Below are 18,597 nucleotides of genomic sequence, written 5' to 3' on the forward strand. Positions count from 1 at the left end.
ATGTCAGACGCTTTACCTTTTAAGATACTTCAGCCCTCATCGTTAGTAGAAGAACTAATTGAATACATGGTAAAGCAGCTGCCCTATTTTACTATTTCTGAGGAGTTTGTTGAAATTCTCGCAGTTAAGAAAAATGAAAATCAGCATTCATCAGCTTTTTGTGTTTATATGACTAATGAATGTCCATCTAATTTTTATTTTTTACCGGAAAATTCACAAAAAGGCAGCAGCAAAATAGATATAGGGATATATAAAGGAGCGAATTTATTTTTTACTATAGAAGCCAAAGTTCTTCCTACGCCCAAAGACTCAAAAAGGAAAGAGCATGAATATGTCTTTGGCAAAGGCGGAGGAATTGAACGATTTAGGGAAGAAGATCACGGAGTGGATAATAGGAATAACTTGTTGTCTGAATGTGGCATGATTGCCTATGTTAAAAGCCAAGACTTCAACCACTGGTTTTCAACTATTAATCAATGGGTATTGGATGCATCCTGGCCTGAGAATGAAAAGCTGCAGATAGTTTCTTTTGATAAGATTGCCCGATTGAAATCAAATCATTTAAGAAAAGGAGGCTCGCAAGTTATATTGCACCATTTTTGGGTTGATGTAAGTTAAGTGTCTTACCTCACATATAAAAGGAGGTTCTCCAATGATTTTAAGTGACTTAGCCAAAAAATTGAAGTCTCTATTCCGCTCTCAAAATCCAAGCTCCAACTGTTCGACATGCGGTCGTTTTCCTTCAAAAGGGAAACTCCCAATCCTATTAAACTTGCTGTATCCTTCCTTACGGAATGGTCTCCGAAGTAAGATCATTCCATTGATCTCACAAGAATCTTTAAACTCTTCGTTTTTATAATCACTCCAAGCTTGTTCAAACTGCTCAGGCTCCATGGATCTGGCGATTGTGAGATGTGCAGTGCTTGGGAAAGCCACATGTTTTTTTAGCAGAGAGCTAGATGAGTGCCTTAGTCCTCTCGATATATCTGCAAAGGATTCCTTGTTAAGGACATCGACAAATATGGTTTTGGGTTCAAATTTTCCAATACCATCAAATTGAGCCAAGAAGGGATTGACAGTTTCTGCAAAACGCTTGATGTTGGCAATGATTCTAGCTTCGCGGTAGCTGCTTTGTAGCCAATTCCCCATGGTAATGTGAGGTGTTAAGCCTGCTGCCTTTTTACATCCATAGCGATTTGCAAATTCCTTTTTTAGGGACATTACATCACGATTAATCTCCTCATTGGGTGAGATGATCAACAGGTATTCGAAAATGTTCATTAGCACAATTTTTTAATATGTATATCCGCTTTTCTGCCAGTAAAGCGGATAAAGCAATGTAGGATTTGGCCAACGATAGCATGGCCACTTCGGTCATCCGACCGGGTGAGCAAAGAAATTAGGGCTACCGGCATCATTGCGTATAATCATGTTTTTTATACAGCTACAGCAAGTTCCTGAGCTGATGGTACTTCTTTTTTATCCTTTAAACCCACTTTCCACATGCCGTGCACGTCCACTGCAAACGTCCCAAAATCTTCAACGACCTTGCCACGGATTTTATAAAACCCCTTGCCTTGAAAAGGAAACCGCTTCAGGGAATTGGGGAAATGAACCGTATCCAGCCAGTCACCCTTGGCATCGAGAAAGGTACCAAAGGCCATGTGGTTCTGATTGACCGTACGCACGTCTTTGGTGGTGACAAGCTGACCGAGCATTTCCACATTTTTGCCCAGTAAGTCGGGCAGCTGATGTGCCAGAGCCATTCCCTTGCCATCATGGGCACAGAGTCTAAACATATCCGTGAGCGCAAAGCCGAGTACATTGATCTCATCCAGTGCGTCTTCCAGCGGATAATCAGGAAAATCAGGAAGCGTAAAATCCATGGGCGGTTCTTTGAACAGCGCAGGGGAATCAGGAATGGCGGTCAAGTGCTTTTGGGCGAAGTTGGCTTTCCAAAGCAGTGTTTTCTTGCCCAAGCCCGTAAAGCCAAAGGCTCCCACACTGATTAGGATGTTCAACTGCTCCGGCCCGGCATATGTTCGCTCAATAAAGTCCTCCAAGCTCAGGTAATTTCCGTTTCTTTTCCTTTCCTCCAGAATCAGGTCACAGAGTTTCTTTTCCAGCTGCTGTACATGGATCATCCCCACGAATACCTCTTCCCCCCTGATGTTGGTCAGGTATTCACTGCGGTTTACGCAAGGCGGATTTACCTTTGCTCCGGTACGCTTCAGCTCATGGAAATAGAATTCCGTGGCATAAAAACCCCCGAAATTATTGATCACTGCCACCATAAATTCCATGGGGAAATAGGTCTTCAGGTAAAGGCTTTGATAGCTTTCTACCGCAAAAGAAGCCGAATGTGCCTTGGAAAATGAATAGCCACCGAAGGATTCCATCTGCCGCCATACTTCCGCACTGACCGTTTCTTCATGGCCTAACTCTTTGCAGTTTTTGAAGAAATTTTCCCTGATCTCATTAAAGCGATTGTGTGATCTATACTTACCCGACATCGCCCGGCGCAGGATATCCGCTTCGCCCATGTCCAACCCGGCGAAGTGATGGGCAACTTTGATCACATCTTCCTGATAGACCATCACACCGAAAGTTTCCTCTAGCAGTTCTTTCATTTTGGGGTGGAGGTACACGATCTTCCCAGGGTCATGAAAACGCTCAATATACTGCTTCATCATACCCGACTGTGCCACACCCGGACGGATGATGGAGCTTGCTGCCACCAGCGTGAGGTAATCGTCACATTTCAGCTTGGTGAGCAGCTGCCGCATCGCCGGACTTTCGATGTAAAAGCAGCCGATGGTATCAGCGGTTCGGATTTGCTCTGCCACTTTGGGGTCGCTCATGAACTGTTCCACCCGATGAATGTCAATGTCAATTCCACGGTTTTGCTTGACGAGCCGGATCGTGTCTTTGATATGCCCAAGTCCACGTTGGCTGAGGATGTCGAGCTTGAAGAGCCCGATTTTCTCTGCCAGGAACATGTCTATTTGAGCGGTGCAAAAGCCTTTTGGAGGCAATTCATTCACTGTGTACTGATAGATAGGCTTTTCAGAAATCAGCATGCCACCCGGATGAATGGAAAGATGGTTGGGGAAATTCTCCAGTAATCCACCGTATTTCAGAATGGTACGTTGGATTTTATCCTCATTCATCGGCTGATCCTTACCTCTCACGAGTTGGTCGATTTCTTCTTTTGGCAGTCCAAAAACTTTTCCCAACTCGCGGATCACAGCTCTCCGCTGGAAGGTACTGTACATGCCCAGCAGTGAAACATGCTCTTTGCCGTAACGCTTGAAAATGTAGTCGATCACCTCGTCCCGGTCTTTCCAGGAGAAATCAATATCAAAATCCGGAGGGGAAGTCCGATGGGGATTGAGAAAGCGCTCGAAATACAAGTCGAGTTTGATGGGATCCACATCAGTGATTTTTAGGCAATAAGCCACAATGGAATTGGCACCACTTCCCCTGCCGACGTAGTAGAAGCCACGGTTCTGCGCATAGCGAATCACATCCCATACGATAAGAAAATAAGCGTTGAAATTCAGGTCATTGATGATTTGTAGCTCCTTGATCAGACGGGTTTTGGCTACGGGATCGGTACCGTACCGATAATGGAAACCTTCCATGGCAAGTTTTGCCAATAAAACCCGATCATCCTCCGCGCTGACACTATAGTGCTTTTTGTTTTTGTCGGTGAGGAGTTCGGTCTTGAGTTCACAGGCATCGATCAGCTGTAGCGTGTTGCTGATCATTCCGGGAAAATTCCGAAAAGAACTCATCAGGGTAGCTTCCGAAACGAACATTTCATCCGGGGAAGCAAAGTCCTTTTCTCCCAGTTTACTGATGAGCGTATTTTTGGCTATGGCACGGAGCAGGCGATGTACGTTGAAGAAGGTTTTGTTCTGGAAAGTCACCGGATGCCGGATGATCCATTTCTTCGGTGCAGCTTCTACTTCCTGCTTTTTTACACGATTCAGTTCGCTTGCCAGTATACCGATAAATTCATGTTCTTTTAGATCCTGAGCAGAAAAGCTTCCAAAGGGATAGCTGATCAGCACCTCTGAAAAGCAATCAGGGCGCTCAGGGAAGGGGCGCTCCTCCTGTAAATGCAGCGAGAGAAAGCGGTTGATTTCGAGTATGCCTGCATCGTTTTTTGCCAGTAAGGTATAGCAGAACCTATCTTCGTTTCGGATCTCGGTTCCCACGATGGGCTTGATTTTCTTTTCTCTGCAGAAGTCCACGAAATCCCACATATCGGCAGTGCTGTTGATATTGGTGAGGCCAAGGGAAGCTAGACCAAGCTCGGCCGCTGCGTCCACGAGGTCTTCGGTGCTGTAGGTACCGTAGCGGTAGCTGAACCAGGTTTTACAATTGATAAACATCTTAGGTGCGGGTTAGGGTGATGGCCCGGGTCAGGCTTTTTTCGCCATAGCGGTTTTTGATCCAGTCGATGGCTTGGTATAGACTCACGCCCTCTTCGGTATCTTGGAAAAGATCGATCTGCTGATGTCCCTGAACGAGATGACTGACCTTCACGCCGATCAAACGCACGAGCATTCTCTTTTCATAGAGCTTCGCAAACAGTTCCTTGGCCCGCTGGAGCAAGACCTCGTCCGAGCTGGTGTAGGAGATAATACACTGACGGCTGACCGTGTCGAAATTTGCATAGCGAAGCTTCACCGTGATACAGCCGCAGAGCTTGTGTTTTTGACGAAGTTCAAAGCCTACTTTCTCTGTCATCCGTACCAATTGACTATGGAGAAAAGCCATGTCGATGGTGTCTGATTCAAAGGTGTTTTCGGTTCCGATGCTCTTTTGTTCGGAGTAGGGAATGACCGGAGACTCATCGATGCCGTTGGCTTTTCGTGAGAGGTCAATACCTGATTTCCCCAAGAGGTTTTGCATCATCCGTGGAGGGATCTCACTGAGTAGCCTGATGTTTTCTACTCCCATCCGCTCTAGCAATGCGGAAGTTTTTTCGCCTACGCCAGGCATTCTTCGGATAGGGAGTGGGGCGAGATAGGGTTTTTCTGTGCCAAAAGGAATGGTGGTCTGGCCATTCGGTTTGGCATCATGGGTGGCAACTTTGGATACCAGTTTGTTCACTGCCAGTGCGCAGGAAATCGGCAGACCCGATTGCCTATAGATCTTTTCCCGTAATTCTTTGGTGAATTTTTCGCAGCCAAAAAACCGATCCATCCCAGTCATATCGATGTAAAACTCATCAATGGATGCTTTCTCCACTACCGGTACCTGCTCTTGGAGCGCCTCAGTGATCAGGCGCGAATGCCGGCTGTAGCTATCATGGTCTCCTTTGATGTAAAATGCCGAAGGGCAGAGCCTTCGTGCCAACTTCATGGGCATGGCGGAATGCACACCGAATGTCCGGGCTTCATAACTGCACGAGGCCACCACTCCCCGGTCGGAGCTGCCGCCGATGATGACAGGTTTGTCTTTGAGGGCACTGTTTTTCAACCGCTCCACGGACACAAAAAATGTGTCCAGATCCAAATGCACGATATGCCTTTCCATTTCTCAGATTATTCTCTATATTTGATAGTATTAATATCATTTTATTGTCATTAATTCTATCGAATAAAAATGAGAAGTCAAAGCTTTTTCTGGGCTGCCAATCTGAAATTTCTCAGAAAGCGACGCAAATTGAGTCAGGATATGCTGGCCGAAAATCTTGGCATGAGCCGGGCCAAGCTGAATTCGCATGAAAATGGGCATAGCAAGTCGCCGGCGATTGAGGATTTGCTGCTTTGTGCGGATTACTTCAGGATGAGCGTGGACACGCTGCTGCGGGTGGATCTGTCGAAACTCAGTGAACTGAAAATCCGTGATCTGGAGGCCGGAAATGATGTGTTTCTGAGCGGCTCGAAAGTCAGAATTCTGGCCACCACCGTGAGTTCAAGCAATGAGGATAATATCGAGCTCGTACCGATCAAAGCCAAGGCTGGATATTTGGGAGGCTTTGGGGATCCGGAGTATTTGAGTACGCTGCCTGTTTTTAATCTGCCAAACCTGCCCAAAGACAAAAAATACCGCATGTTTCAAACCGAAGGAGACAGCATGCTGCCCATTGCGGATGGGGCTTATGTGATTGGCTCGTATGTGTCCGAGTGGAGGCTTGCCAAAGAGACTCCCTGCGTGGTAGTGACGGCAAGTGAAGGAGTTAGTTTTAAAATGTTGAGTTTTCAGGCGAAGGAAAGAGACTTTTTGTTACGCTCTCTAAATCCTGCTTATACACCTTACACGGTTCCTGCGGAAGAGATTCGGGAGATCTGGAAGTTCGAATATTACATGAGTGATGAATTTCCACAGGAGCCATTGACGTTACAGCAAGTGGGAATTGAAATCTCGGAGATCAACAGGAAGTTGGAATTGTTGCAAGAACGGGGTGATATGTAGCGGTTTTATTTCTCGCGGCGGCGCAACGGCGCGGGGAAGGTTTTAGGAAAAAATATCCCGCAAAGACGCAGAGGCGCAAATTCTATTAAAATAGTAAGGAACTGTTGTTTAGTAAAGAGCTCTTATTCGCACGTCATTGCGATGAGTGAGGTACGAACGAGGAAGCAATCTCACTTTTAGCAGGCTGCATTGAAAGAGGTACAAGTCACGAGAACCAAAGTGGGAATTAATATTCTTGACCTATCGTGAGAGATAATTCCCCTTAAATTTTTCTAGTTTTGTCGGGCTTAATCAGCACTGAATAGTACCCCCTAGCATTTCTAATTTTTATATCGCTGTTTTGAATAAATCATTTTCCTCCCAATCACTTCTTATTACTGGAATTATCCTGGTTTCGATCAATTTGCGGACTTCGATAGCGTCGGTTGGGCCATTGATTCCGTTTATCCGTGAGGATTTGGGTTTGTCCAATGGCCTGGCGGGATTTCTCACCACGCTTCCTTTGCTGACATTTGCTACCTTTTCGCTTTTTGCTCCCGGGATAGGAAAGCGGTTGGGAATGGGGAGGGCAGTGTTCTTAGCTATTGCTATTTTGACTTTAGGAGTTGTTGTTAGGGTTTTGGATGGGGTGGTTCTGCTGTTTTTGGGCACAGCACTTACAGGTATAGGCATCGTGATTGCCAATGTTTTGCTGATTCCGCTTATTAAGGTGAGGCTGCCTGAGAAACTTGGAATAATGACTGCACTGCTGGCTACGATGATGTCTCTTTTTGCGGCTATAGCCATAGCGGTAAGCGTACCATTGGCAGTTGACTTGAACCTAGGATGGAGAGGGTCACTGGCCTTTTGGGCTATTTTTATGATTATAGCTTTAATCATCTGGATCCCTCAGCTCCAACGCCCAAAGGCGAGTTTGCACCAAGTAACTGAACCTGCCAAAAATGTTTGGAAATCCAAGCTCGCCTGGCATGTGACGATCTTTATGGGGGCCCAGTCTATTATGTACTTTACTGTGATTACATGGCTGCCTGATATGCTGATTTCCAGGGGCTGGACTCCTTCCCAAGCAGGCATAGTTGCTTCTCTTATGCAAATGGTTTCCTTGATAGGCTCTTATTTTGCGCCGAATCTATTGATTAAGCTTAGGGAGCAAACCGGGGTGGTGAAGGCGGTCGGTGCCGGATATTTGATTGGATACCTTGCACTTTTTATAGAAAATGAATTGCTTACTTATGTGGCCTTAGCGATAATAGGTTTGTGTATGGGGGCAAGTTTGAGTATCGCTTATACGTTGATTTCTCTAAGAACAGCAGAAGATCAGACTACAGCAAAACTCTCAGCCATGGTTCAGTCTTCCGGCTATTATCTTGCAGCTTTGGGACCTTTGCTCTTTGGGGTTTCTCTTGATTTATTTAATAACTGGAATGCTCTTATTTACTTTTTACTGCTTTTCGCAGCGGTGTTTACTTATTTCGGCATGTTGGCAGGGAGGGATCGTAAAATCTAATTCCCAAATATTATTTCGTCCTTGATGGAATAGGATGTAGTTTTGTAACCAAATTAAGCCCTGTCTGTTATGCAAGAATTCCTTCAATCCCTAGGTATTTCTGAACAATTATTCGACTACCTGATCATGCCCCTACTCATCTTCTGTGCTAGAGTAGGCGATGTATCTATCAATACCCTGAGAATCATGTTTATGATGAATGGGAAAAAGAACATTGCGCCGTTTTTAGGCTTTTTTGAGGCATTGATTTGGTTGCTTGCCATTGGACAGATTTTTCAAAACATCGATAATCCTCTTTCTTATGTGGCCTATGCAGGGGGATTTGGTACGGGAACTTATGTGGGAATGTATTTTGAGGAGAAGTTGGCATTGGGCAGAGTGCTTGTACGGGTGATTACGCCGAAACCTCTTCCTGAATTGATCGAGTACATGAAGTCCCGTGATTTCCGCTTCACCAATGTAGGTGGGGAAGGTAGATTTGGCAAAGTGAATCTGCTTTTCACCGTGATGAAGAGGGACAGCCTCACAGAGTTTGTGGCTACAGTCAAAAGCATAGATGAGAAAGCATTCTATACCATTGAGAGTGTGAAGCGGGTGTCTGAGGATGATCTGAATGTGATGGATGACAAGCCACGATTCAATATGAGCTTCTTTAGTAAAGCCCGCACCTAATGGCCAATTCCTGGTTCCAGTTTCAGCAGTTTCGGGTCAATCAGGACAATTGTGCGATGAAAATCAGTACGGATGCTGTCCTACTCGGAGCTTTGGCGGATGCTGCTTCACCACGGGAGATTTTAGATGTAGGCACGGGAACAGGAGTTATCGCATTGATGCTTGCCCAGCGTTTTCCCGAAGCAAAAATCCAGGCAGTGGAGATAGATCCTCCTGCTGCTTCCCAGGCTTTGGACAATTTCAGGTCAAATGCATTTTCGGAGCGTATGCAGCTTTGGGAGGGTAGGTTTCAAAACTTCGAAATTCAGAAGAAATATGACCTGATCGTAAGCAATCCGCCTTATTTTCCAGATCATTTGAAATCATCTGACCTGCAGCGCAACATGGCTTTGCATACAGACGAACTCTCCTTTCATGATTTATTGGGGAAAGCAGTACAGATTTTAAAAGAGGATGGGCAGTTTTGGCTTATACTTCCTCCGAGACAAATGCAGGATTTTCACCAAGAAGCAGCGCGGTATGGACTGTTTCTTGGAGTCAAATTCACACTGCGGGATAAGCCCGGAAGACGGATATTGCGGGAGATTTGTGCATTCGTCAGAAACCACACTGAAGTCAAAGCCAAGGATATTTTTATCAAAAACGAAGACGGGACGCCTCATGAAAGTTATGCGGGGTTGGTTCGTGGGTTTTTGTTAGATTTTTAAATTTAGGGTGTATAAAATATAGATTTTGACATATATTTTAATTTTTATTTAAAATATGGTTGAGAAAAATATCAATTTTTTCCGTTTTTCAGTAAAGTGATGATATGATGGTTGTGTCTGTGTGATATTTTTATATTTTTGATCCTGCACACTATGACTAATCAGCTTCATGCAAAAATTACTGACTCTGAGTATTTTGACAATGCTGCTTTTTGGGAGGGGCTGTACGGCAGATGAAGGAGAACCCATCGTTATCCTCATTGAAGAAGGACTGTGTATCAGCTTAGGTTTTTTTATTTTTTTAGCAGGACAGGTAGTAGTTCAGTCTATTGATGTCGGTGATCAAGAAGGGCGCAATGCTATTTCTACCAGGCTCCGGAGATGGGACGATTTATCATTTGACCACATAGAGCCGGAGGCTTTCAAGTCGAATGCAGGAGGGAGTTATCCGATGGGGTGTTACAAATTAGCTCCAGATGGAATCTAATCCTGCGTATATGAAGAAATGTATACTTTTGCTTTTTCTTATTATTTCCCATTTTGGTTTCCCGCAGACTATTTCTGTGAAAAGAGAGGTGGTTGGACATGATATCGGACAGCTGAAAGGAATCAAAATTTCGGGAAGAATCATCGATGAAATTACCGGAGAGGCACTGGTCGGAGTGACGGTTACAGTGCCGGAGATCAGTGTAAATGGCTTGACAGACACAAGAGGTTCCTTTGAGTTGATTATGGATAGAGCCGAATACAACCTTCAATTTCGCTATGTAGGTTATGAGACGGTGGATTATCCTATTGTAGCGGTAGGTGATGGAAGGATTTCAATCAAAATGATTCCCGAAGGTTTCCAACTGGAAGATGTGGTGATTTTCGGAATAAATCCCGAGAGAAATATCCGCTCCACGGATATGGGAGCCGTGACCCTGAATATGAACACCATCAAAGAGCTTCCTCCATTTCTGGGGGAGGTGGATATTATCCGTTCTATGGCGGCTTTACCCGGCGTGAGTCAGGTGGGAGAGGCTTCGGCAGGGTTGAACGTGCGCGGAGGTGGGGCAGACCAGAATTTGATACTGTTTGCAGGTGCCCCGATTTATAATTCCTCACACCTTTTTGGCTTGTATACTTCCTTCAATGCGGATCTTGTAAAAGACGCCACTCTCTATAAATCAGTGATCCCATCGCGTTATGGAGGAAGAGGGTCGTCTATTTTGGATATCATCCCAAAATCCGGGAGTGTTGCCAAGTGGGGAGCAGGTGTGATGGTGAGTAATGTGTCGGGTAAAGTGTCATTTCATGGGTCCTTAATCAAGGACAAGGTGTCTGTGCTTGGAGGTATTAGAGGATCGTATATTAATTGGTTTTTAAACTCGCTAAGAAATCCGGACCTAAAAAACTCAAGGGCTGATTTTTATGATGGAAATCTGATTATTTCAGCGCCGATTTCAGATAAAACTGAATTCGGCTACAGCTTTTATCGAAGTTATGATGACTTTGCTTTAGCCTCAGACACGACAATTTCTTGGGCCAATACCAGTCATTCCTTACAATGGAAAAGTGTGTTGTCACAGAGCCTTAGTCTTGAAGTGTTGGGGTACTATACCCAATATGACTATAGTATTTTCAACCGCTCAGGGATCAATGATTTTGACCTAAACTCCGGAATCCAAGACTATGGTGCAAAACTCTTTATGAGTTATTCATTGTCTGAATCCAATAAAATCGGCTTTGGAGCTGACTACAAGCAATTGAAAATCCAGCCCGGGGAATTAATTCCAAACGGACTTGATGGGGGGATTTTGCCGCAGAAAGTCCAGGATGAATTTGGCAGGGAATCAGCCATTCATTTCCAGCATGAATTTGAGATTGGAGAAAAATTGGGAATATCCTACGGGATACGCTATGATTTGTATCAATACTTGGGGGCAAGAACGGTGAGAGAATATGCAGGAAATCAGCCTATTTCGGATGAAACTGTTACCGGAGAGACTACCTACGGAGACGGTGAAAAGATTAGGGGCTACGATGGCATAGGCCCCAGAGGGTTGTTGCGTTATTCTTTTTCAAAAAGCAGCTCCGTCAAAGCCGGATACAATAAAATGTATCAGTTTATTCACTTGATTTCCAATACCGCAACTATTGCTCCGACGGATATTTGGAAGCTGAGTGATACGTTCATGCAACCGCAGGTAGTAGATCAGTATTCCCTGGGTTTTTACAATAATTTCAAGGGAAATATTTTCGAAACATCCATCGAAGTCTATTATAAAGACATTCAGAATGTGATGGACTATAAGGATGGTGCAAATCTGATCTTGCAAAATAACCCCGAGACAGAGCTGGTGCCTGCACAAGGAAGGGCTTATGGGATCGAATTGTATGTGAAAAAGAATCTAGGCCGATTGATGGGGTGGGTATCCTATACTTACTCCAGAAGTTTGAGACGAGTGCTCTCACGTTACGAGGAGGAGAAAATCAATGATGGCGAATGGTATGCTTCCAATTACGACAAGCCTTACGATGTCACGGTAATTGGGAATTATAAGCTAAGTGCCAATACTTCTGTTTCAGGTACTTTTGGTTATAGTACCGGTCGTCCAATTACTTACCCGGGAGCAAAGTTTTCCTATTCAGGCAATTCATTGGCTTATTTCAATCGAAGAAATGAGCGGCGTCTTCCGGACTTCCATCGACTTGATTTGGCCATTAACTTCAAATTTATTGGTGAAGGGAAGTTCTTTGACGGAGAGTGGACATTCTCCGTGATGAATGTTTACGGCAGGAAAAATCCTTTCTCATTATTCTTTGTGGATAAATTGGGAGCTCCCCCTCAGGCTATGAAACTTGCCATTTTAGGTGTCCCGCTTCCAAGTATCAGTTACTCGATTAAGTTTTGACCCATGTATAAAAAGCTCATTTATATTGCCTTGCTTGCGGCAGCTTCTTGTATCGATCCTTACGAGACAAGAGTGGATAAAGGTCTTCAGCTTTTGACAGTGGAGGGGACAATTACCAGCAAGGTAGGGACGCATACCGTCCGGTTGACGAGAAGTGATACCTATGGGAGTATATTTGAAGGAGTAATAGAACCGGTCACGGGGGCTACGGTGATTGTGAAGGATGATTTGGGGAATGTCACTTTTCTCGGGGAGAATGTAGGAAGCCGGGGCAATTACTATACGCCGGCGGATTTTGCGGCTATAGTGGGAAGGTCTTATACATTACAGATTCAATTGCTCGACGGCAAGGTATATACTTCGCTTCCTGAGCTGGTAAAAGATGTTCCACCTATCGGAAACCTTACTTATCAAAGTGAACGAATTCCTGTGGAAGGAGAAATAAATGATGCTTCCGGGGTGGGTTTTATAGTGGAAGTAGATGATCCTGCAGAGGAAAGCAACTTCTATTACTGGAGAAACAGTAGGGCAACTTACGTGCTGGAAACCAGGCCTGAGCTATACATTGACCCGCTGACTAAGGCTCCGGCTCCCAAAGGCTGTTGCGCTGTCTGCTACAAATCAGAAATTACAGGCAATAATTCATTTTTTATTGCAAGTGATGAAAATTTCAATGGCTTAAGGACAAGAGTAAAAGCGGGGTTTATTCTCGATGATGGATTACGGTTTGTGAATACATTCCGTGTGGATTTAAGGCAACTCAGCATTACTGCCGAGGCGTACCGTTTTCTCCGCTTGGTAAAGCAGCAATCCGAGACCAGTGGTTCTGTATTTGATCCACCTCCGGCAAGTATCCGGGGAAACATGGTTAGCTTGGATGATCCTGACGAGGTGGTTCTGGGTTATTTTATTGCTGCCGGGGAGACTTCCCAGCGTGTGTATATCAAGGGTACGGAACTTGATTTTAGACAGAATGTAGGGGGTGTCCCGGACGACTGCAGAGAGGTGGATGATTCAGTAGTTAATCCTCCTGCGGATTGGAATCCCGAAGAGTAGTGGAAGGGCGAAATAAGTTAGCGTGGATAGGATTACCTCAAAAACTCAGGTAGGATCATATAGCTTCTCCTGCTCTTGAAAGCTGATTCCGTGATTTTTCAACGCTGTCAAAACCGGATTATAAATCTCAGGAAACACGGGGACGTGGAGACCTTTCAGTTTAATGTTTCCATCCAGAAATAGGTCAACAGCAATTGCCAGCGGAAGCCCCACCGTTTTTGCCATGGCTGTGTAAGTGGCATCTTCACCAAAGCATACCAGACTTGATCGGATTTCTTTGATGCCTTCGGCAGATTTGATTTGGAAGAGGTGCTGCATTACGATCATGTCTTTGTCTTCTGGGTAAAGCTTCCAGTTTTTCTCAAGAATTGCCTGAAGAATAACAGCCGGAGAGCCCTTTGTCAGTGGCAGCAGGTCATTTCCGAAAAATCCCAACCATTGGATTTTCTCCCATGTTGGGAAATCAAAATCAGGGATCAGATTCCCGAGTTTTTCTTCTACGGAAAGCGTTGGATCATAAGGCAGGAATGCATTCAAAAATTGTCTCAAAGTTGTTCCCTCGGGCAGATTCATCTGAAAACCATCGTCACACATCCCCAGTTGTACGAAGATGTTCCAAGCTTTGCAGAAGCCTGATCTTCTTAAAGTCCCGCGGATCATGGTTCCGATTTTCTCCAGTCCATACACCCGTCTATAGCTGAGCGAATCCCGATTGGGGTAGCCGTCAAAATCTCCCAGTCCGGGAAATTGAATAGTTTCTAGCTGGTTGAAAAGCTGATGATAAGGGACAAATTTCAAATCGCCATTTTCTATGTAGCGGGAAGTTCCCTGACCTGCCAGCACGACGTTTCTTGGGTTCCAGGTGAACTTGTATTTCCAGGGATTATCCTCTGATTCCGGTGCCAGAAGTCCGCCGCAGTAGGATTTGAAAGAGATGATTTCCTCTCCCTTTGATTTTGCGGAATGGATGATTTGCATGGCAGACATGTGGTCGATTCCCGGATCCAACCCACATTCATTCAGAAAAAACAAGCCTTTTGCTTCGATTTCCGATTTCATTTCGCGCATTTCTTCAGATTCGTAAGAAGCCGAGAAAAAGTGGGTTCCAAAGTGCAGACAATCCTTTGCTACCAATGGATGCATAGAAGCAGGCAGCATGGAAATCACCACATCGGCTTCTTGGATAAGTGCTTGTCGGGACTCCACATTCTCAATATCCAGTTGGTGGGCTTGGGTATTTGGCTGATTTTTAAGTTTTTTGGTTGCTGCATCAGGATCAATATCCGCCAAGATTAATTGTCGGTCTTTTGATTGGCAGCTTTTTGCCAGGAAATCGATCAGGAAAATGGCGGATTTTCCACCGCCTAAAATCAGAATTGTATGCATCGTATGTAAAGTTACTCGGTCTAAAATCGAGAATATATTTTAGGGTAAAAAATTGTGGGGAGAATATTAGAGGGAACAATTTCCTACCTTAATCGTTAGGAAAACTCCAATTAGAGAAAGATGAGTAAGAAAATAAAGATAGAAGCTGAGTTTGAAGAACTGGCATGGGAGGAACTGACTATTGAAGAGCAGCAGCTGATGATGAGGGCGAGAAAAGTGTCAGAAAAAGCCTATGCGCCTTATTCCGACTTTCATGTGGGAGCAGCTGTCCGGCTAGAATCCGGTGAAATTCTACAGTCCAGTAATCAGGAAAATGTAAGTTTCCCCGTGGGAGTTTGTGCTGAGCGGCTGGTGCTTGGCTATGCGGGGGCAAACTTCCCGGATCTTGCAGTGAAGGAAATCGCAATAGTGGCGCGCAGAAAAGGAGATAAGATCTGGGCGGGAGTTTCGCCTTGCGGACTTTGTCGGCAGACAATCAACGAAGTGGAAATGAGATTTAATCAACCAATCACGATTCTTATTCAAAATCCCGATGGCTCCGTATTCCGATTCCAGGGAATCCAGACGCTTTTACCTTTCAAATTTGACGATCTGAACGCATAGAGTTTTGAAGAAAAGTATCAGGTTTCAGTATCAGGCGCACTATTCAGTTTCACATGAACCTACTTTCCAAGAGAAGGAGATCTGGCTGGTGTTGCATGGATATGGGCAATTGGCCGGGTTTTTCATCAGAAAGTTCCAGAATTTTGAATCCTCTGATCGGCTCTTTGTAGCTCCTGAAGCGACCAATTACAATTATCTCAATGGATTTTCGGGGAGAGTGGGCGCGAATTGGATGACAAAGCATGAACGGGAAGTAGCCATCCAAAACAATCACACTTACCTGGATCTTTTGATGGATAAGCTACTTTCGCTGTATAGTGAGATGCCATCAATCAATGTGCTGGGATTCTCACAGGGAGCGGCTACCGCCACACGTTGGGCAAGTAGATGGACAGGTGAAGTGAGTCGGCTGGTGCTTTGGGCCGGAGGTTTTGCCCAAGACATGATTTTGGATGATGCACGGGGGAAATTTTCACAAACCGAAATTATGTTGGTCCTAGGAGATCGGGACGAATTTGTCACGCCGGAAAGCCTTGAAATACAGGAAGAATTGATCAGAAATCTGGGTAAAAAGGTAAAAAGGACAACTTTTTCCGGAGGGCACGAAATTGATGCTGAATTGCTTTCAAGAATTCTTGATTCAAGTGGGTAAATCCAACTATATTGGCACTTCAATCGCTTAATTAACAATAGAGTTTGATCAGAATTCGACATTCACTATTTTTCTGAAAATTTTGTAAACCATCAATGCTTTCCCTTACCGAAAAGGAGATAGACCTTATCTCAACACAATTACTCAAAGGAATGATCTGTTTCTATCAGATCGATAAGAAAAGAATTCATCAGATGCCGGATGATGAGGATTATTACAATTATGATCTGACTGAGGCGGAAGAAGATGTACTGGATGAAATTGAGGAAAACCCGGACAATTATGCCGAGTTTACCCAGATGGAGCCGGCCCAAGAGCATCAGATGATGCAGGACTTTATAGATCGGCGGGTCAAAGAAAGAAATCTTGCGGAAGATTTGGTTAGTTCCCTGACCAAGCCAAAGGCAAATACTGCATTTAAGTTTTTGATAGAGGATTCCAAGTACAAAGCCGAGTGGACAGAATTCCGCAGGGAAAAGTACCATGACTGGATCAGGGAGCAGGTTGATAGCTTTAATTTCACCGAAGATTAAAGGATAGCCGGCCGATTTGGTCGGTTTTTTTGTTTAACCGCTAAGAGCGCGAAGAAAGCGCAAAGAAAATAATTGAAAGTTTGCCGCCGTGGGTGTCCACTCACGGCATTTCTTTAGTTTGACATTCCCTTTGCAGTCGTGAGTGAAGACACTCAGGACATCTCCCTCATATTTTCTTACTTCCATTGCTAAGTCATTTTGATCCTGTGAGTGGAGACACTCACATAGGCGGTGTGACATTTGGCGTGCGTGAGGTGATGATACTGTTATTAATCACAAGAGGAGGCGGAGGTTTACGCAGAGGGCGCAGTTTAGATATAATTGTCTAATGAAGTCGAAGTTGTCTGGATGAGCGCAGTCGAAATCTTATTTTTGTGTTATCCTGCTTCTCCGGAAGCTGGATTTAATTTGCACTTTCATCCCTCTGTCGGAAGTTTTCTTAATAAATGTTTTGATAAGGCAGTTCTGTCATTAACCGCAGTTGTCCTGCTTCTCCGGAAGCTGGTCGTTGAAGTCAGGATGGTTACGGCTATATCTGCAATAGAGCCCTATGGTTTTACCGATCAATCCAATTACATGAAATATTTACCTTCTGCAAAAAAAAACACCGGCTATGTATCTAAAATCGCAAGCAATCATAATATTTTTTAGTTTAAACTATTCTTTTAACCAAAATAATCTTATGAAAAACAAAATGAAAGTATTCGGTCTCAGCTTGGGAATGATGGCAATGTCCTTCACATTCTTTGTAGGCAATCCTTCGAGCGCTAAGGCTAATGACCCAGGCCCTTGCTATATGCATATGGCTAGATGTAATGGTGGTACTATGTCCTTGGATAACTGCAGGTCGGAGCATACCGCAGAAAGTTGCCGAGGAGCTTCTTGCTCAACTTGTTAATAATAAATCAGTGAACGCCAATCAAGAGTGTATGATTGGCGTTTCTTTTAAATTAAAATGTATCGTTTCTATTAAATTAAAATGTACAAAGCACTTACAATCTGTTTTTGCATATTTCTTTCCTGCAACAGAAAGCAAGATGTGACTGGGGTTTTGAACCTAACTGAGATTGATCCAATTTCAGATACGCTATTAATTACAAAGTTAATACCCCTTGCTTCAACTCAGTCAAATCTCCTAGGTTCATATCTCAATGTAAAGTATAACAATGATTGTATTTGGATCTTGGGCAAAGACAATTCTGATGCAATCCATGGTTTCAATTGGAAAGGTGAGTCAATCGGATATGTTGCAGAAAGAGGAGAAGCCCCAGGACAGCTGTTTAATTTATTGGACTTTTCACTTGAAGGGGATGAAATAATAGCCCTTTCTAACCTTGGTGATGAAATAAAAATTTCCAATTATTCAAGTGATAATAGTTTGTTGGCACAAACTCAATATCCTTTCAATTGCTTTACTTTCTGGAAAAACGAAGAGGGTGGGTACTTATTATATTCTGGTTATAATAAGGTGGCTGGAGAATACCGGTTATTATCAATCGATTCCAGCGGTACTGTTCTCAATAAGCATCTCAAGAATAATTTTAACGAGAATATGATACCTCTAAGTGAACCCTCATTTTTTAAAGGGGATGGAGAAATTTTATTTAGGGAGTCATTCAAGCCAGCAGTATATACAATGACTGCTGATGGGCCTGATCTAAAATATGAACTTAACTTTGGAGAATTGAGAGTCCCAGACTCGTATTGGGAAATGGATGCTATATCTGGGTTTGAAATGATTGACCAAAATGGTTTTGCAAATATTGAATTCGTAGCTGAAAACAGTCACTATGCTATTTTTGATGTCTTTATTCAAAAAGAAGGTGAGATTTGGAAAGAAATTGTTATCCTATATAAGGATTCAAAAAAAGTTAGAAAAATTAAAGTAGCCACAGAAATTAATGGGCATCTATTGACGCCAATAGGATTAGAAAATGATACGATACTATTCATTAGCTATGCACCATACCTAGTTCAAAATAGACGAAATTTGAATCTTTCTCAGGAAGCCTTAACTATTATTGACACTATTAATGAAGAAGATAACCCAGCTATCATTTATGCTCAAATCCCTAGTCTATAACACTTCATTTCTGATAATTTTTATTTTTCCTTGTAGTTGCACCAGTTCTGAGAACTCGAAAAACGAATT

At 43.8% G+C, this 18,597-nt stretch carries 16 protein-coding genes; 12 read left to right on the plus strand and 4 right to left on the minus strand.

Annotation, left to right across the window (positions count from 1 at the left end):
• Positions 1-618, plus strand: coding sequence for a hypothetical protein (locus ID165_RS23270; RefSeq protein ID WP_192347810.1), 618 nt, complete (start codon positions 1-3; stop codon positions 616-618).
• Between the two features lie 81 nt (positions 619-699).
• Here the strand turns inward: ID165_RS23270 and ID165_RS23275 are convergent, their stop codons facing one another.
• The 3 genes from ID165_RS23275 to dinB form a co-directional block, all read right to left on the minus strand.
• Positions 700-1,281: a 2'-5' RNA ligase family protein gene (locus tag ID165_RS23275; RefSeq protein ID WP_192347811.1), complete on the minus strand. Its 582-nt coding sequence runs from the start codon at positions 1,279-1,281 to the stop codon at positions 700-702.
• A gap of 155 nt (positions 1,282-1,436) precedes the next feature.
• Complete coding sequence (locus tag ID165_RS23280) at positions 1,437-4,400, minus strand: DNA polymerase III subunit alpha (protein ID WP_192347812.1); 2,964 nt, start codon at positions 4,398-4,400, stop codon at positions 1,437-1,439.
• 1 nt (position 4,401) lies between these two features.
• Positions 4,402-5,550 (minus strand): DNA polymerase IV, encoded by a 1,149-nt coding sequence (gene dinB / locus ID165_RS23285; protein ID WP_192347813.1) that lies wholly within the window; start codon positions 5,548-5,550, stop codon positions 4,402-4,404.
• A gap of 69 nt (positions 5,551-5,619) precedes the next feature.
• Here dinB and ID165_RS23290 point away from each other — a divergent pair, with 69 nt between their 5' ends.
• The 7 genes from ID165_RS23290 to ID165_RS23320 all read left to right on the plus strand — a co-directional run bounded on the left by ID165_RS23290 (position 5,620) and on the right by ID165_RS23320 (position 13,271).
• Positions 5,620-6,432 (plus strand): LexA family transcriptional regulator, encoded by an 813-nt coding sequence (locus tag ID165_RS23290; RefSeq protein ID WP_192347814.1) that lies wholly within the window; start codon positions 5,620-5,622, stop codon positions 6,430-6,432.
• A gap of 340 nt (positions 6,433-6,772) precedes the next feature.
• On the plus strand, positions 6,773-7,939 hold the full coding sequence (locus ID165_RS23295; RefSeq protein WP_192347815.1) for an MFS transporter: 1,167 nt from the start codon (positions 6,773-6,775) through the stop codon (positions 7,937-7,939).
• 69 nt (positions 7,940-8,008) lie between these two features.
• Entirely contained in the window at positions 8,009-8,611 is a 603-nt protein-coding gene (locus ID165_RS23300) for a DUF2179 domain-containing protein (RefSeq protein ID WP_192347816.1), read from the plus strand.
• The gene (locus ID165_RS23305; protein ID WP_192347817.1) at positions 8,611-9,318 is read left to right on the plus strand and encodes a tRNA1(Val) (adenine(37)-N6)-methyltransferase; all 708 of its coding nucleotides are present in this window, start codon (positions 8,611-8,613) and stop codon (positions 9,316-9,318) included. The genes ID165_RS23300 and ID165_RS23305 overlap by 1 nt, the downstream gene beginning before the upstream one ends.
• A gap of 169 nt (positions 9,319-9,487) precedes the next feature.
• The gene (locus ID165_RS23310; protein WP_192347818.1) at positions 9,488-9,805 is read left to right on the plus strand and encodes a hypothetical protein; all 318 of its coding nucleotides are present in this window, start codon (positions 9,488-9,490) and stop codon (positions 9,803-9,805) included.
• 10 nt (positions 9,806-9,815) lie between these two features.
• On the plus strand, positions 9,816-12,215 hold the full coding sequence (locus tag ID165_RS23315) for a TonB-dependent receptor (RefSeq protein ID WP_192347819.1): 2,400 nt from the start codon (positions 9,816-9,818) through the stop codon (positions 12,213-12,215).
• Positions 12,216-12,218: 3 nt separating this feature from the next.
• The gene (locus ID165_RS23320; protein WP_192347820.1) at positions 12,219-13,271 is read left to right on the plus strand and encodes a DUF4249 domain-containing protein; all 1,053 of its coding nucleotides are present in this window, start codon (positions 12,219-12,221) and stop codon (positions 13,269-13,271) included.
• 45 nt (positions 13,272-13,316) lie between these two features.
• Here ID165_RS23320 and ID165_RS23325 read toward each other — a convergent pair whose 3' ends face one another.
• On the minus strand, positions 13,317-14,657 hold the full coding sequence (locus ID165_RS23325) for a saccharopine dehydrogenase family protein (protein ID WP_192347821.1): 1,341 nt from the start codon (positions 14,655-14,657) through the stop codon (positions 13,317-13,319).
• 120 nt (positions 14,658-14,777) lie between these two features.
• Here ID165_RS23325 and ID165_RS23330 point away from each other — a divergent pair, with 120 nt between their 5' ends.
• From ID165_RS23330 to ID165_RS23345, 4 genes are all read left to right on the plus strand, one after another.
• A complete protein-coding gene (locus ID165_RS23330; RefSeq protein WP_192347822.1) occupies positions 14,778-15,260 on the plus strand; it encodes a cytidine deaminase in 483 nt (160 codons plus the stop codon).
• A gap of 4 nt (positions 15,261-15,264) precedes the next feature.
• Entirely contained in the window at positions 15,265-15,912 is a 648-nt protein-coding gene (locus tag ID165_RS23335) for an alpha/beta hydrolase (RefSeq protein ID WP_192347823.1), read from the plus strand.
• A 95-nt stretch (positions 15,913-16,007) separates the two neighbouring features.
• Positions 16,008-16,445 carry a UPF0158 family protein gene (locus tag ID165_RS23340; protein WP_192347824.1) on the plus strand — a complete coding sequence of 146 codons (438 nt, stop codon included), beginning with the start codon at positions 16,008-16,010 and terminating at the stop codon, positions 16,443-16,445.
• 979 nt (positions 16,446-17,424) lie between these two features.
• Positions 17,425-18,528, plus strand: coding sequence for a 6-bladed beta-propeller (locus tag ID165_RS23345; protein ID WP_192347825.1), 1,104 nt, complete (start codon positions 17,425-17,427; stop codon positions 18,526-18,528).
• Positions 18,529-18,597 lie beyond the last annotated feature (69 nt).

Origin of the sequence: Algoriphagus sp. Y33, assembly GCF_014838715.1 — a bacterium.
In the GTDB taxonomy this organism is placed as follows: Bacteria; Bacteroidota; Bacteroidia; order Cytophagales; family Cyclobacteriaceae; genus Algoriphagus.

Coding starts and splice junctions, on each gene's coding strand:
- ID165_RS23270 (WP_192347810.1), top strand. CDS start 1: ATGTCAGACGCTTTACCTTTTAAGATACTTCAGCCCTCATCGTTAGTA.
- ID165_RS23275 (WP_192347811.1), bottom strand. CDS start 1,281: ATGAACATTTTCGAATACCTGTTGATCATCTCACCCAATGAGGAGATT.
- ID165_RS23280 (WP_192347812.1), bottom strand. CDS start 4,400: ATGTTTATCAATTGTAAAACCTGGTTCAGCTACCGCTACGGTACCTAC.
- dinB (WP_192347813.1), bottom strand. CDS start 5,550: ATGGAAAGGCATATCGTGCATTTGGATCTGGACACATTTTTTGTGTCC.
- ID165_RS23290 (WP_192347814.1), top strand. CDS start 5,620: ATGAGAAGTCAAAGCTTTTTCTGGGCTGCCAATCTGAAATTTCTCAGA.
- ID165_RS23300 (WP_192347816.1), top strand. CDS start 8,009: ATGCAAGAATTCCTTCAATCCCTAGGTATTTCTGAACAATTATTCGAC.
- ID165_RS23305 (WP_192347817.1), top strand. CDS start 8,611: ATGGCCAATTCCTGGTTCCAGTTTCAGCAGTTTCGGGTCAATCAGGAC.
- ID165_RS23310 (WP_192347818.1), top strand. CDS start 9,488: ATGCAAAAATTACTGACTCTGAGTATTTTGACAATGCTGCTTTTTGGG.
- ID165_RS23315 (WP_192347819.1), top strand. CDS start 9,816: ATGAAGAAATGTATACTTTTGCTTTTTCTTATTATTTCCCATTTTGGT.
- ID165_RS23320 (WP_192347820.1), top strand. CDS start 12,219: ATGTATAAAAAGCTCATTTATATTGCCTTGCTTGCGGCAGCTTCTTGT.
- ID165_RS23325 (WP_192347821.1), bottom strand. CDS start 14,657: ATGCATACAATTCTGATTTTAGGCGGTGGAAAATCCGCCATTTTCCTG.
- ID165_RS23330 (WP_192347822.1), top strand. CDS start 14,778: ATGAGTAAGAAAATAAAGATAGAAGCTGAGTTTGAAGAACTGGCATGG.
- ID165_RS23340 (WP_192347824.1), top strand. CDS start 16,008: ATGCTTTCCCTTACCGAAAAGGAGATAGACCTTATCTCAACACAATTA.
- ID165_RS23345 (WP_192347825.1), top strand. CDS start 17,425: ATGTACAAAGCACTTACAATCTGTTTTTGCATATTTCTTTCCTGCAAC.